Origin of the sequence: Streptomyces sp. 5K101 (genome assembly GCF_046506645.1) — a bacterium.
In the GTDB taxonomy this organism is placed as follows: Bacteria; Actinomycetota; Actinomycetes; order Streptomycetales; family Streptomycetaceae; genus Streptomyces.
Genome location: NZ_JBKFFO010000020.1, coordinates 1 through 14,238, shown reverse-complemented (window position 1 = coordinate 14,238; position 14,238 = coordinate 1). Strand labels below are relative to the sequence as shown.

General features: G+C 72.1%; 13 protein-coding genes. 1 reads left to right on the top strand and 12 read right to left on the bottom strand.

Going from position 1 to position 14,238, the window contains the following annotated elements:
* Positions 1 to 6: 6 nt before the first annotated feature.
* Positions 7 to 213 (bottom strand): hypothetical protein, encoded by a 207-nt coding sequence (locus tag ACLB9X_RS28730; RefSeq protein WP_410363331.1) that lies wholly within the window; start codon positions 211 to 213, stop codon positions 7 to 9.
* Positions 213 to 1,034: a trans-aconitate 2-methyltransferase gene (locus ACLB9X_RS28725; protein ID WP_410363330.1), complete on the bottom strand. Its 822-nt coding sequence runs from the start codon at positions 1,032 to 1,034 to the stop codon at positions 213 to 215. The genes ACLB9X_RS28730 and ACLB9X_RS28725 overlap by 1 nt, the downstream gene beginning before the upstream one ends.
* A gap of 130 nt (positions 1,035 to 1,164) precedes the next feature.
* Here ACLB9X_RS28725 and ACLB9X_RS28720 point away from each other — a divergent pair, with 130 nt between their 5' ends.
* The gene (locus ACLB9X_RS28720; protein WP_307715065.1) at positions 1,165 to 1,662 is read left to right on the top strand and encodes a MarR family winged helix-turn-helix transcriptional regulator; all 498 of its coding nucleotides are present in this window, start codon (positions 1,165 to 1,167) and stop codon (positions 1,660 to 1,662) included.
* Here the strand turns inward: ACLB9X_RS28720 and ACLB9X_RS28715 are convergent.
* The 10 genes from ACLB9X_RS28715 to ACLB9X_RS28670 all read right to left on the bottom strand — a co-directional run bounded on the left by ACLB9X_RS28715 (position 1,621) and on the right by ACLB9X_RS28670 (position 14,085).
* Positions 1,621 to 2,379 carry a LuxR C-terminal-related transcriptional regulator gene (locus tag ACLB9X_RS28715; protein ID WP_410363329.1) on the bottom strand — a complete coding sequence of 253 codons (759 nt, stop codon included), beginning with the start codon at positions 2,377 to 2,379 and terminating at the stop codon, positions 1,621 to 1,623. The genes ACLB9X_RS28720 and ACLB9X_RS28715 overlap by 42 nt on opposite strands.
* Positions 2,380 to 2,696: 317 nt before the next feature.
* Entirely contained in the window at positions 2,697 to 3,803 is a 1,107-nt protein-coding gene (gene galK / locus ACLB9X_RS28710) for a galactokinase (protein ID WP_410363328.1), read from the bottom strand.
* Positions 3,800 to 4,768, bottom strand: a complete 969-nt coding sequence (galE, locus tag ACLB9X_RS28705; RefSeq protein ID WP_410363327.1) for a UDP-glucose 4-epimerase GalE — start codon at positions 4,766 to 4,768, stop codon at positions 3,800 to 3,802. The genes galK and galE overlap by 4 nt, the downstream gene beginning before the upstream one ends.
* The gene (gene galT / locus ACLB9X_RS28700; RefSeq protein ID WP_410363326.1) at positions 4,769 to 5,809 is read right to left on the bottom strand and encodes a galactose-1-phosphate uridylyltransferase; all 1,041 of its coding nucleotides are present in this window, start codon (positions 5,807 to 5,809) and stop codon (positions 4,769 to 4,771) included.
* 133 nt (positions 5,810 to 5,942) lie between these two features.
* On the bottom strand, positions 5,943 to 6,638 hold the full coding sequence (locus tag ACLB9X_RS28695; RefSeq protein WP_410363325.1) for a helix-turn-helix transcriptional regulator: 696 nt from the start codon (positions 6,636 to 6,638) through the stop codon (positions 5,943 to 5,945).
* 211 nt (positions 6,639 to 6,849) lie between these two features.
* Positions 6,850 to 8,631 carry a PQQ-binding-like beta-propeller repeat protein gene (locus ACLB9X_RS28690; RefSeq protein ID WP_410363324.1) on the bottom strand — a complete coding sequence of 594 codons (1,782 nt, stop codon included), beginning with the start codon at positions 8,629 to 8,631 and terminating at the stop codon, positions 6,850 to 6,852.
* 79 nt (positions 8,632 to 8,710) lie between these two features.
* Complete coding sequence (locus ACLB9X_RS28685; RefSeq protein ID WP_410363323.1) at positions 8,711 to 10,477, bottom strand: PQQ-binding-like beta-propeller repeat protein; 1,767 nt, start codon at positions 10,475 to 10,477, stop codon at positions 8,711 to 8,713.
* Positions 10,478 to 10,544: 67 nt separating this feature from the next.
* The gene (locus ACLB9X_RS28680; RefSeq protein WP_410363322.1) at positions 10,545 to 10,691 is read right to left on the bottom strand and encodes a hypothetical protein; all 147 of its coding nucleotides are present in this window, start codon (positions 10,689 to 10,691) and stop codon (positions 10,545 to 10,547) included.
* 241 nt (positions 10,692 to 10,932) lie between these two features.
* Positions 10,933 to 12,741 carry an ABC-F family ATP-binding cassette domain-containing protein gene (locus ACLB9X_RS28675; RefSeq protein WP_410363321.1) on the bottom strand — a complete coding sequence of 603 codons (1,809 nt, stop codon included), beginning with the start codon at positions 12,739 to 12,741 and terminating at the stop codon, positions 10,933 to 10,935.
* Positions 12,742 to 12,777: 36 nt separating this feature from the next.
* On the bottom strand, positions 12,778 to 14,085 hold the full coding sequence (locus tag ACLB9X_RS28670) for an acyltransferase family protein (protein WP_410363320.1): 1,308 nt from the start codon (positions 14,083 to 14,085) through the stop codon (positions 12,778 to 12,780).
* Positions 14,086 to 14,238: the final 153 nt, after the last annotated feature.

Here is a 14,238-nt window from a genome sequence, read left to right as displayed (position 1 = left end):
GCCTCCTCAGCCGGGCGGTTCCCGGCCCTCCGGGCGGTTGCCCGCCGGGTCCCCGGTGCAGGCCCGCTTGCGCCCGGGCAGTTTCTCGTCCCGCTCGGCCTTCGCACCCTGCGTCTCCAGCCCTCGCGCGTGTGCCTCGATGCGGGTGACGCGCAGCGCGTCTGCCGGGCCGGGCGGTGCGGCGAGCCGGCCATGGTCGTCGGCGGCGCGCATCACGCCACCTTCCGGGCGACGGCGAAGATGCGGCGGAAGGGGAACACGGTGCCGTGCGGCCCCGGCGGGTACGCCTTGCGCAGCAGGTCCCGGTACTGGCCCAGGAACTCGCGCTCGGCCTCCGGGTCGTCGGCGAGCTCCGTGAGTACCGGGCGCAGCGCGGTGCCCTTCACCCAATCGAGCACCGGGTCCTCGCCGCCGAGCAGCTGGAGGTACGTGGTCTCCCAGGTGTCCGTGTCGCAGCCCAGGTCGGCGAGCCGCAGCAGGTACTCGGCGGGCTCCAGGATGTGGACGTAGCGCCGTCCGTGGTCGCCGAGACGGTCCCGCCACTGGGGGGACTCGCACAGCTCGCCGAGCAGGGCGTGGCTGGGCGAGGTGAAGTTGCCGGGCACCTGGAAGGCGAGGGTGCCGCCGGGCGTGAGTCCGTCGATCCAGACGGCGAAGGACTCGGGGTGGTTGGGCACCCACTGCAGCGCCGCGTTCGAGACGATCAGGTCGTACGGCTCGTCGGGGGTCCAGTGCGCCGCGTCGGCGAGGCGGAAGTCCAGCCAGCCGCCGCCGGGTGTGGTGCCCGCGTGGTCCTTCTCCGCCCGGGCGAGCATCTCGCGGGAGAGGTCGAAGCCGGTGATGTGGGCATCGGGCCAGCGCTCGGCGAGGAGGGCGGTGACATTGCCGGGGCCGCAGCCGATGTCGGCGATCCGGGCGGGGCGGCTGCCCGAGGGCAGCTGGGGTATGCGGGCGAGCATGTCCAGGAAGGGACGCGTGCGGTGCCCGGCATGGCGCAGGTACTGATGCGGGTCCCAGGTGGGTACGGAATGCATGGTCGAGTCCCCCTTGCAGGAACGGGCGGCCGAAAAGGAACGGTTCCGGCCCGACCCTGCCCCATAGTCGAGCAGACTATATCTTGACGTCAAGAGACTTCACATCGACAGACCAACTACACTGATCGATATGGAGGACGAGGTCGATCGACTGGTCGCGGCATGGCGCCGAGAGCGCCCGGACCTCGACGTGGAACCGCTCGAGGTGCTCAGCCGCGTCTCCAGGCTCGCCCGGCATCTCGACCGCGCCCGCCGGCTCGCCTTCGCCGAGCACCAGCTGGAGCCGTGGGAGTTCGACGTGCTCACCTCGCTGCGCCGGGCCGGCGCTCCGTACCAGCTCTCCCCCGGCCAGCTGCTCACCCAGACACTGGTCACGTCCGGCACGATGACCAACCGCATCGACCGGCTCGCCAAGAAGAACTTGGTCGAGCGGCTGCCCGACCCCAGCGACCGGCGCGGCGTCCTCGTACGGCTCACCCCCGAGGGCCGCGACCGCGCCGACCAGGCACTGGCCGGACTGCTCGCCCAGGAGCGGGCGATCCTTGCCCAGCTGTCCCACGCCCAGCGCGCGGAACTGGCCGCACTGCTACGCCAGTTGACCGCCCCGTTCGACAACATCCCCGGGTAGGTCCACCGGGCCCACGCCCGCCCTGCGGGCCAGGGCGACCGCGGCCAGCGTCGAGTGCACGCCGAGTTTGCCGAGCACGTTCTGCATGTGCGTCCGAACGGTGTGCGGTGACAGGAAGAGGCGCTCGGCGACCGCTTTGCGCCCCAGGCCCGCGACCATGCAGCGCAGTACCTCCTGTTCGCGCGGGGTCAGCGACTCGACCAGCTGCTCGCTCTCGGTGCGGTGCTTGCGGGCCGCGGTCAGCTCGCGCAGGACGCCGGTGAGCAGCCCGGGCGACACGTGCGTCTCGTCCCGCAGCACCCCGCGGATCACGCCCAGCAGCCGTTGCAGCGAGCAGTCCTTGGCGACCCAGCCCGACGCCCCCGCCTGGAGCGCGAGCGCCGCGCGGGCGGCGTCGTCCTTCTCGGCGAGTACCACGGACCGCACGGCGATCCGGTGCGAACGGACGCCGGCGACCAGCGAGATCCCGTCCACCAGACCGTCGTCGCCGCCCGCGACCGCGCGCGGCGCGGGCACCGTGACGATGCCGAGATCGGCGTCGACGAGCATGACGTCGAAGCGCCGCCCCTCGGCCGCGGCCCGCTCCAGGCAGCGCAGCGCGGCGGGCCCGCTGCCCGCCGCGGCGACCTCGACGTCGGGCTCGGCGGCGAGAGCCGCGGCGAGCGACTCGGCGAAGATTCGGTGGTCGTCCACGACCAGGACCCGGATACGAACCACAAGCACCCCCAGTGCCGGAGGACGGATCGGCGCGGATACGACGCCCGGAGAAAGAGGTACAGGACGTCGCCCGGCCGCCGCCGTGCTCAGACTGATACCCCGCCCCGGGCGCCGTACCCAACGGTCTCGCCCCCTGATCAACACCGGCCCCCACCGGTGTTGAGCACCAGATTACGGATGGGTGGCCGTCAGGGAAGGCCATGTGCAGAACTGATCGCTCACGGTGTTCATGGTGTTGCCCGTGGTCCTGGCGGGACAGAAGTCGACAGGATGCGGCGGGCACTCGCCGCATCGCCCGGCTCTTACCGGCGTGGACCTCAGGCCACCCGCCGCGCCCCCGCCGACGGGACCACGGTGAAGACGCGGGGCTCGTCCAGGGACCGGGCCGCGAACGCCTCCTGGACCGACTTCGTCACCAGCTGCGCCGAGGACGACTCCGCCAGCACGATCGCCGACCCGCCGAAGCCGCCGCCCGTCATCCGCGCGCCGAGCGCTCCCGCCGTAAGTGCCGTGTCGACCACGAGGTCCAGTTCGGGGCACGAGACCCGGAAGTCGCCGCGCAGCGAGGCGTGGCCCTCCGTCAGGACCGGCCCGATCGCGCGGACCTCGCCCGCCTCCAGGTGTGCGATCACGCGCTCCACCCGGTGGTTCTCGGTGACGATGTGACGGACCAGGGAGCGCACCTCCGGGTCGTCGAGGCGGGCCAGCGCGTCGTCGAGCCCGTCGTACGGGACGTCCCGCAGCGCGTCGACGCCGAGCGCCGCCACACCCGCCTCGCAGCCGGCGCGGCGCTTTCCGTACGCGCCCTCGCTGTGGGCGTGCTTGACCCGGGTGTCCACGACGAGGAGTTCGAGGCCGTGGGCCGTCAGGTCGAGGGGGATCTGACGCAGGGAGAGGTCACGGGTGTCCAGGTGCAGGGCATGGCCCTCGACGCAGCAGGCCGAGGCCATCTGGTCCATGATCCCGGTGGGGGCGCCGACGTAAGAGTTCTCCGCCCGCCGGCACATCCGGGCGATGTCCCGGGAGTCCATGCCCAGCGCGTACAGGTCGTTCAGGGCGAGCGCGGTGACGACCTCGATCGCTGCGGACGAGGACAGTCCCGCGCCCGTCGGCACCGTGGACTCGTAGTGGATGTCGGCGCCGCCCACCGCGAGGCCCGCCCGGCGCAGCGCCCAGACCACGCCGGCCGGGTAGTCGGTCCAGCCGCCCGAGCGGGCGGCCGGAGCCAGGTCCTCGACGCGCAGTTCGACAGAAGCGCCGGGCACGTCGGCGGAGTGGAGCCGCAGCACGCCGTCGTCGCGGCGGGCCACGGTCGCCACCGTGGTGTGCGGCAGCGCGAAGGGCATGACGAAACCGTCGTTGTAGTCGGTGTGTTCACCGATCAGATTCACCCTGCCGGGGGCTGCCCACACACCGTCGCTCATGACGCGTTCTCCCTCCCGCGGGCGAAGGCCCAGGCGTCGGACACGATGCCGGCCAGGTCGGCGCGGCTCGGTTGCCAGCCCAGGCGCTCCTGGGCGGTGGCTGCGGAGGCGACCAGGACCGCGGGGTCGCCGCCGCGGCGCTCGGCCATGACCTCGGGCACCGGGTGACCGGTGACCTTGCGGACGGTCTCGATGACCTCCCGCACGGAGAAGCCGTTGCCGTTGCCGAGGTTGCAGATCAGGTGCTCGCCGGGGGTCGCCGCGTCGAGCGCGAGCAGATGGCCCTCGGCGAGGTCGGCGACATGGATGTAGTCGCGGACGCAGGTGCCGTCCGGCGTCGGGTAGTCGTCGCCGAAGACGGAGATGGACGCGCGCTTGCCCAGGGCGACCTGGAGGACCAGCGGGATGAGGTGCGACTCGGGGTCGTGGCGCTCGCCGCAGTCGCCGTACGCGCCCGCGACGTTGAAGTACCGCAGGGACACCGCGGCCAGGCCGTGCGCCGCGGCCTCGCCGCTGATCATGTGGTCGACGGCGAGCTTGGACGCGCCGTAGGGGCTGGTGGGCGCGGTCGGGTCGGTCTCGGTGATGGGGGCCCGCACCGGCTCGCCGTAGGTCGCGGCGGTGGACGAGAAGACGAGGGTGCGCACGCCGGCGGAGCGCATGGCGGACAGCAGGGCCATCGTGCCGCCGACGTTGTTCTCCCAGTACTTCTCCGGCTTGACGACCGACTCGCCGACCTGCGAGAACGCGGCGAAGTGCAGGACGCCGTCGTACGAGGCGTCGAGATGGCGTGCGGCGTCCTGGATGCGGCCCTCGACGAACTCCGCGCCCGCCGGGACGCCCTCGCGGAACCCGGTGGAGAGGTCGTCGAGCACGGTCACCTGGTGGCCGGCCTCCAGCAGGTGCTGGGCCACCACACTGCCGACATATCCCGCACCGCCTGTGACCAGGTACTTCTTGCTCACTTAGCTCGCTACCTCTCGCAGTCGTTCGGCCGCGGCTTCCGGCGGCACGTCGTTGATGAACACGCTCATACCGGACTCGGAACCAGCGAGAAACTTCAGCTTGCCGGAAGTGCGGCGGACGGTGAAAAGCTCGAGATGGAGGGCGAAGTCGTCCCGCCCGTCCGCGGTGAACGGCGCCTGGTGCCAGGCGGAGATGTACGGGGTCGGCGGTTCGCCCGGGCCGAAGATCCGGTCGAAGCGCCTCAACAGTTCCAGATAGACCTGTGGGAACTCCGTGCGCGCGGCCTCGTCCAGTCCGCGCAGGTCGGACACCCGGCGCTTGGGGTAGAGGTGCACCTCGTAGGGCCAGTGCGCCGCGTACGGCACGAAGGCGACCCAGTGCGCGCCCGCCAGCACCACGCGGACTGCCTCGTCCAGCTCGCGCGCCACGACGTCGTCGAACAGGTTGCGCCCGGTCGTCGCGCGGTGCTCGGCCGCGGAGCGCAGCATGAGGCCGGTGCGCGGGGTGACGAAGGGATAGCCGTAAATCTGGCCGTGCGGGTGCTGGAGGGTCACGCCGATCTCGGCGCCGCGGTTCTCGAAGCAGAAGACCTGCTCGACGCCGGGCACTTCGGCGAGGTCGGCGGTGCGGTCGGTCCACGCCTCCAGGACGAGTCCGGCCTGCTCGGCGGTCAGGTCGGCGAACGAGGCGTCGTGGTCGGGGGTGAAGCAGACGACCTCGCAGCGGCCGAGGCCGCCGGCGAGGGAGGGGAAGCGGTTCTCGAAGACGGCGACGTCGTAGTCGGCGGCGGGGATCTCGCTGTGGCGCCCGTCGCGCGAGGGGCAGAGCGGGCACTCGTCGGCCGGCGGGTGGTAGGTGCGGCCCTGCCGGTGCGACGCGATCGCGACACGGTCGCCGAGCAGGACGTCGTGGCGGATCTCGGAGGTGGTGGAGACGGCGTCGAGGGGCCGCGGGTCGAGGGCGTCGCGTACGGCGTCGTCCCGGCGGTCGTAGTAGAGCAGCTCGCGACCGTCGGCGAGCCGGGTCGACGTCTTCTTCACGCGGAGCTCCTCACCACCCCTTGTCAACATATTCAAACACAACCAACCACAAGCCAACAGCGCTCGTCAACGGAAGACGGGACACCCCCTTCCCGAAGTCGCCGCGCCCCACGGCGCCGGCCACGCCGGCGGACTAGTCCCGCTTCACGCCGGGCGGCACGCTGCCGTGCGCCGCCCGGTCCAGCAGGCCCGTCCGGGCGGCCAGCGCCGCCGCCTCCAGGCGGGAGCCGACGCCCAGCTTCATCAGCACGCGCTGCACGTGCGTGCGCGCGGTGCTCGGCGCGATGCCCATCCCGGCCGCGATCTGCCGGGTGTCCTCGCCCTCCGCGACCCGCACGAGCACCTCGACCTCGCGCGCGGTGAGCAGCTCCAGGAGCCGCTGGCCCTCGTCGTCGGGCTGCGCCGCCGGGTTGAGGAGGTCGGCGAACGCGCCCTGCAGGAGCTGGGGCGCCACCACCGCCTCGCCCGCGCGGGCCTTCACCAGGGCGCGCTCCACCCCTTCGATGCGCTCGTCGTGGCGCACATAGCCGGACGCCCCCGCCGCGAACGCCGCCGCGATGCCCCGCGGGCTGGGCACCGGGCCGAGGACCAGGACGGCCACCTGGGGGCGCTCCCGCTTGATCCGTACGACCGGGTCGAAGGCGCCCGGCGCGGCAGGCGCCTGGGTGCCGAGCAGACAGACCTCGGGCGCCCTGGCGACGACGAGTTCGGCCGCCCCGGCAGCGGGCGCGGCCGCCGCCAGCACCCGGTGCCCGCGCAGTTTCAGTGCCGAGGCGAGCGCCTCCGCGAGCAGTCTGTGGTCGTCGACCACGATGAGCCGCACGCCCATCGAGCAACCCTCCCCGGTTGAGCGAGCCCCCCGGCCCACTGACCCGGCAAGGTACACGCTCGTGCCGACGAGCGCGCCCCCAACTCGGCAGAAGCGCCCCGGAATGCCGAATTCGTCGGCAAACAGGGCCACTTGTGCCGAGTGGGGGCGACAAAAGCGCCGGCCCGGTCCGTCGGTGCGACGGGCCGGGCCGGCGGTGTGCTCGTAGGGGTCAGTCCGCCACGCTGAAGGCGACCGCCAGGTACTTCTTGCCGAACTGCGAGTCGTTCTCACGCGGCTTGCTCATCAGGTCCTGCGAGATGAAGAACCGGCCCGCCACGTAGTCGTACTCGGCGCCGTTCTCCGAGAAGCTCGTCTCGGCGTCGCGCACGGCACGGTCGGAGGGGTTCTCGAGCAGCACCGTCTGCTTGAAGGTGGCGCCGTCGATGCTCACGACCTGACCGCCCTTGTTGTAGGGAGGCCACTTGTAGACGATGAGGTTGCCCCCGTCCATGCGCAGCGGCAGCGAGTGGTAGCCCTCGCCGGCGTCCGCGCGCTCGGGCGTGCCCTTGCCGGTCGCGAGGTCGAAGGCGATGATCTCGTTGGTGCGGCCGAGGTCGCCGCCGCCGTCGTGCTCGGCGGTCGGCAGGTAGAGCCTGTCGTTGCCGACCAGCACGTACTGGCAGCCCTCGACGCCGTCGCTGGCCGAGCAGCGGGCCAGGTACTTGTCGCCCGGAGCCGCGATCTTCGCGCGCAGCTTGCCGGTCTTGCCGTCGATGGAGAAGAAGTCCGAGATGCCGAAGGTGCCCGTGTCACCGACGTCGGCGGCGACGACCAGCGGGTCGCTGGACACGACGCGGGCGTCCTCGACACCCGCCGGCATCTTGTACGACGACAGCGGGGTGCCGTTGTCCGGGTTGAGCGTCTGGACGGTGGCCGTGCGGTTGTCGAAGTCGCCGCAGGTGCGGACCGCGACGAGCGCCTTGCCGCCGCCGTAGCCGATGTCCCGGCACTGCTGGGCGTCGACCTTGGGCTTCCAGCGGACCGCCCCGGTGGTCAGGTCGAACGCGGCACCGCCGTAGAGTCCGCCCGCGGCGACCGTGTTGCCGCTCTGGGTGACCTGCTCGAACTGGCTCTTCTCGTCGCCGTCGCCGGCGACCGACTTGCTCCACAGCAGCTTGCCGGTGGTGAGGTCGAGGACCCCGACCTCGGTGCACTTCTCGTAGAACTTGGGCGCGGTGCGCTTCTTCGCCTCGAAGAGGATCGCGGTCTTGTAGTCATCGGTCATGTGGCGCGAGGCCGCACACACCTGGCCGGTGAGCGGCGTGGCCCACAGGACGCTGCCCTTGGCGACGTCGTACGCGACGACCGAGTTGACGCCCGGCTTCACGTACGCCTTGTCGGTGACCCAGGAGCCGGGAACGGCCGTCAGGTCCTCGCGCGCCGGCTCGGGAAGCTGGAAGGCGACCTTGGCACCGGTGTTCGCGCCCGCCTTCTCCTTGCCGGCCCCGTCCGGGGCGGGCCTGGTGTCGCCGCCACCGCCGGACGCGCCGCCCGACGAGTTCTTGGCCTCGTCCTTCGTGCCGTCGTCACCGGTGCTCGCGTACACGATGCCGCCGACGACGATCAGGACGATGGCCACGCACGCGGCGATGACGATCTGCATCTGCGTGCTGAGCTTGCGGCCGCCGCCACCGTTCTGCGGCAGCATGTACTGCGGCTGCACGGGCTGCGTCGGGTAGCCGTAGCCCTGCTGCGGATAGCCGTACGGCGGCTGTCCCGCGCCGGGCGGCGGGCTCTGGGGCGGCTGCCCGTACGGCGACTGGGCGGGCGGCGGGGTCTGCGGGTAGCCGTACCCGCCGTCCTGGGGCGGCGTCGGGGCGCCGAACCCGCCGGCCGGCGGCTGCTGCGGAGCGCCGAACCCGCCCTGCGGGGGCTGGTTGGGCGGACCGGCCGGGGGCTGGTGCGGCGGCTGACCGGGTGGCTGGTTCGGCGGGGGCGGCGGCTGTGTCATGGGGTGCTACCTCTGGGAACGGTACGGCGGAAGAGCGGACAAGGCGCCAACGAGGCTTCCGGGACGACGACGGTGACGGTCACTGGCCGAAGGCCATCATGGTCTTCGTCTCCTTCTCCTCCTTGTCGTTGCTCGCGCTCACCCGCCCGGCGGCGATGAAGAAACGGCCGTCGGCGTAGGCCATCTTGGGCGAGTAGAAGGTGTTCTCGATCTGCGCGGTCGACGCCGGGTGCTGGAGCAGCGTCTTCGGCGCACCGCCGGTGGGGGCGATCGTGGCGACCGTGCCGCCCTTGTCGTAGGAGGCGCCCATGTAGACGAGGACGTTGCCGCCCTCCATCCGCAGCGGAGTCATCTGGCGCTCGGCCGGGGCCTTGGAGCGCCACTTGGCCTTGCCGGTGTCGAGGTTGAAGGCGACGACCTCGTTGGCGGTGCCGTAACCCGTCTCGGTCGCCATGTAGAAGGTGTTCGCGTCGGCGGCCACGCCGGTGCAGCCCTCGAGGTTCTGGCCGAAGACCACGAAGGCGCCGCCGCAGCGGGGCTGGTACTTGTCCGTGCCGCCGTCGATCTGCGAGCGCGGCTTGCCGTTGTCGGTCAGCGCGACGATCGACCACTTCTTGGGCTCGCGCTGGGTGAGGGAGACGACCAGCGGGCTCGCCGAGTAGACCTTGTCGATCTCCCAGCCCTCGGGCGTGTTGTAGGTCCACTTGGTCTTGCCGGTGACCGGGTCGACCTCCTGGAGCTGCTGCCTGGGCTTGTCGTAGTCCGACGTGGGGCAGCTCGCGCCGGCCAGCAGACGGGGTCCGCCGGCGAAGGCGAACGGCTTGCAGTCGCCCGCCGGCTTGCCGAACAGCTGCTTGCCGTCGGCGAGCGAGTAGCCGTACGAGTTGCCGCTGCCGCCGACCGCCAGGGTGTTGCCGCTGATGGCGAGCGTGAAGTCGGACAGGCCGGCGAAGCCGGACACCTTGGGGATCGACTTCTTCCAGCCGGCCTTGCCGGTCTTGAGGTCGACCATCTGCAGGTCGTTGCACTTGGCCTTGTCGGTCAGGCTGTCCTCGACACCGAAGACGATCTTCCCGTCCGTGGACGCGTTCGCGGGCGCGGAGCACACCTTGGTGCTCACCGGCACGCTCCACTTCTTCGTGCCGTCGGTCACCGAATACCCGGCGATCTCGCGGTACATGGCCTTGACGACGGTGTCGCCGACCACCCACGGGCCGAACACGTCGGAGCCGTTGCGCGGCAGATCGACGTCGTTCTTGGTCAGGAAGAGGACCTTGGCCTCGCCGGCCTGGCGGCCCGCGTTGAGGTCGTCGTCGCCGTCACGGGCGCCGCCATCGCCGTTGCCGTCGCCCTGGTCGACGGTCGGCGAGCCGGTCGGCTTCGGGTCGTCGCTGGACTTGCTGACGTTCGGCTTGTCCTGCGTGCCGTCCCCGGCCAGGGCGAAGTACGTGCCACCGCCGACGAGGAGCAGCGCGGCGGCCGACGCGGCCACGATGATGCCGGTCTTCCCCTTGAAGAAGTTCCCCGAACCGCCGGACGGCGGGGTCGGCGCACCCGGGTACTGCGGCTGCGCCGGGTAACCTCCGTACGGACCGGGCTGGTTGTACGGGCCCGGCTGCTGGGCGTACGGCCCCGGCTGCTGGGCGTACGGGCCGGGCTGCTGGGCGTACGGTCCGGGCTGGCCGGCCTGCGGGTAGCCGTAACCGGGGGCCTGCGGCGCGCCCGCGGGGGGTGTCGGCGGGGCCGGCGGCATCTGGGGCGGCTGGGCGGGCGGCTGCGGGATGCCCTGCGGGTCCTGGGGAGCTCCGAAGCCCGGCTGCGGCGGCTGGTTCGGCGGCTGTGTCATGGCGTACTACCTCTGGAGTGGTCGGTGCGGGCAGGGGTGGGGGATGTCGGGTTGACCCGGAACGCGTTCACTCGGCCTGGGGAAAGCCGTATCCGGGCGGCGGGGGCGTCTGCGGTGCCTGGACGGGCGGAGCGGGACACGCGGTCCCGTGCTCCCGTTGGTGCGCAGCGCCGAAGTCCCGCTCCAGCACCTGCCGATCAGGCGGCTGAGTCATCAGCGCCTCCCCCTTCTCCTGCGATCCGCTGCCCGGCGGGCACCCCCACGGCTCTCGGCGTGGTCGGTCGTGCCTCGGCCCCCGTGGCCCCCCGGCGGGCGACCGGAAGCGCAGCCGGACGCGCTTCTTTGTATCACCCGCGACCAACGCGGAACGGGCTCGGTCCGCCCCTGTTCCCAAGGGAGGACCGGCCCGTGATGCTGTTGTTACGCGGTTTCCACGGCTTCTCTACGAGCTGGCCCTAGGCGTCTTCCGCCAGTTCGAGCCAGCGCATCTCCAACTCGTCGCGCTCGGCCACCAGTTCGCGCAGCTCGGCGTCCAGCTTCGCGACGCGCTCGAAGTCGGTCGCGTTGTCGGCGATTTGGGCGTGCAGCTTGCTCTCCTTTTCGGAGATCTTGTCGAGCTGCCGCTCGATCCGCTGCAGTTCCTTCTTCGCCGCGCGCGCGTCCGCCGCCGACTTCTCCTTGCCTCCGGCGGCCGCCGGGGCGGGGGGCGGTGTGGGCGCGGACGCCTCGACCATGCGCGCCCGGCGCTCCAGGTACTCGTCGATGCCGCGCGGCAGCATCCGCAGCGCGCCGTCGCCGAGGAGCGCGAACGTGCGGTCCGTCGTGCGCTCGACGAAGAACCGGTCGTGGGAGATGACCACCATCGAGCCGGGCCAGCCGTCGAGCAGGTCCTCCAGCTGGGTCAGCGTCTCGATGTCGAGGTCGTTCGTGGGCTCGTCGAGGAACAGGACGTTCGGCTCGTCCATCAGCAGGCGCAGCAGCTGGAGGCGGCGGCGCTCACCACCGGACAGATCGCCGACCGGCGTCCACTGCTTCTCCTTGCCGAAGCCGAACTGCTCGCACAGCTGGCCCGCCGTCATCTCGCGGCCCTTGCCGAGGTCGACGCGGTCGCGGACCTGCTGCACCGCCTCCAGCACCCGCAGCGCCGGGGGCAGCTCGGTGACGTCCTGCGAGAGGTAGGCGAGCCTGACCGTCTTGCCGACGACGACGCGGCCGGCCACGGGCTGCTGCTCGCCCTGGGTGCGGGCGGCGTCGGCGAGGGTGCGCAGCAGCGAGGTCTTGCCCGCGCCGTTGACGCCGACCAGACCGATGCGGTCGCCGGGGCCGAGCTGCCAGGTCAGGTGCTGCACGAGCACCTTGGGGCCGGCCTGGACGGTCACCTCCTCCAGGTCGAAGACCGTCTTGCCGAGCCGGGCACTGGCGAACTTCATCAGCTCGGACGTGTCACGCGGCGGCGGCACGTCGGCGATGAGCTCGTTCGCGGCCTCGATGCGGTAACGGGGCTTGGAGGTACGGGCGGGGGCGCCGCGCCGCAGCCAGGCCAGCTCCTTGCGCATCAGGTTCTGCCGCTTGGCCTCCTCGGTCGCCGCGATGCGCTCGCGCTCGGCCCGGGCGAAGACGTAGTCGCTGTAGCCGCCCTCGTACTCGTACACCGCGCCGCGCTGCACGTCCCACATGCGGGTGCAGACCTGGTCGAGGAACCAGCGGTCGTGCGTGACGCAGATGAGCGCCGAGCGGCGGGCCTGCAGGTGCTTCGCCAGCCAGGCGATGCCCTCCACGTCCAGGTGGTTGGTGGGCTCGTCGAGGACGATCAGGTCCTGCTCGGCGATGAGCAGCTTGGCGAGCGCAATGCGGCGGCGCTCGCCGCCGGACAGCGGGCCGATCACGGTGTCGAGCCCCTGCGGGAACCCGGAGAGGTCGAGGCCGTCGAACAGTCCGGTCAGCACGTCGCGGATCTTGGCGTTCCCGGCCCATTCGTGGTCGGCCAGGTCGCCGATGACCTCGTGGCGGATGGTCGCCCCGGGGTCGAGCGAATCGTGCTGGGTGAGCACGCCGAGCCGCAGTCCGCCGCTCTGGGTGACCCGGCCGGTGTCGGGCTCCTCCAGCTTGGCGAGCAGGCGGATGAGGGTGGTCTTGCCGTCGCCGTTGCGGCCGACGACGCCGATGCGGTCTCCCTCGGAGACGCCGAGGGAGACGGAGTCGAGCAGGGCACGTGTGCCGTACACCTTGCTGACTGCCTCGACATTGACCAGATTGACGGCCATTTCTCTCCTGCCAGGGGGAACGATCGACCCCCCAGCCTACTTGCGACGGGCACCGGCCCGTTCCACCAGCAGCCAGCCGCCGAGCGCCATGGCCACGGCCGCGGGCGCGCTGACCGGCACGGCGACGAGGGTGGCGGTCCTGCCCTCCAGCAGGCCGCCGAAGCCGACCATGGACAGGCCGAGGACGCCGAACAGGCACAGGGTGATCCCCACGGCGGCGACGGGCCCGGTGCCCGGCACGGGCGCACCGGCATCGTGCGCGGGCCGCTCGACGCGGCGGAAGACGGCGACGAGAGCGGCGGTCACCGCGACGGCCGCGGCGATCCGGAACGGGGCCCCCGCCCACCAGGCCGCGCCCGCCGGCTCCGGCAGCTCCAGGCCCGCGGCGATCATCGCCCCGTACACGCCGAGCATGGCGGTCAGGTGCCACAGGAACGCGGTCATGGCGATCCCGTTCGCGGCGACGACGCCGAGCCAGACGCGGGGGCGGCTCAGCAGGCGGGCCCCCGGCCGCTTGAGCAGCTCCACGGCGCCGACCAGCCACAGCCCGTGGCAGAGCAGGGCGGGGGTGGGCGGAGCCATGTTCGATATCTTCTCGCCCGGCATCCCGACCATGGAGAGCGGATACGGCCCGAGGGCGACGAGCACGGCGGCCCCGGCGAGACCGGCGCCCGCGAGCACGGCGGGCCTGCGGATACGGCCGTCGGCCCGCAGGAAGCCCAGCTGGTGGACGGCGAGCCAGACGAACGCGAAGTTCAGGAACTCGACGAAGGGGACGTCCGCGGCGAACCGCAGCACGTCGACGGCGGCAGCGGCCGCGGCGAGCGCCCCGAAGGCGCCCCACCCGAAGCGCTCGTGCAGCCTCAGCAGCGGCGGGGTGAACGCGACCATCGCGAGATAGATGCCGATGAACCACAGCGGCTGGGCGACGAGCCGCAGCGCGACTCCCGTCGTCCCGCCGCCCCCGCCGAGCAGCTGCACGGCGAGCGCGACGGCGCCCCACACCAGGACGAAGGCCATGGTCGGCCGCAGCAGCCGCTGGAGGCGTCCGCGCAGGAAGACGGCGTACACGGCCCGGTCCGGATGCCGGCGCCGCAGCGACCGGTACGAGAGGGCGTGCGAGAACCCGCCGACGAAGAAGAACACGGGCATGACCTGGAGGACCCAGGTGAGGACCTGCAACTCCGGCACGACGGCGAGCAGATTGCCGACCCCGTCATCGGTGACGGCGGACATGAGCCAGTGCCCGGCGACGACGACGCCGAGGGAGGCGACGCGGAGCAGGTCGACGTAGCGGTCCCGGGTGACGGGGGTGCGGGCGGCGAGCAGGCTGACGGTGGTCATGACCGCCAGGCTGCCGCCGGGCCGCGCAGGCGGTAAGCGCGCTCGTACTCAGGCGGGCGTGAGTAGGGGTGCGCCTGAACCGGGGGCTCCGCCCCCGGACCCCCGCGCCTCAAACTCCCCCTACGGCCTGGCGGCCGTGGGAGGTGCCCCCAG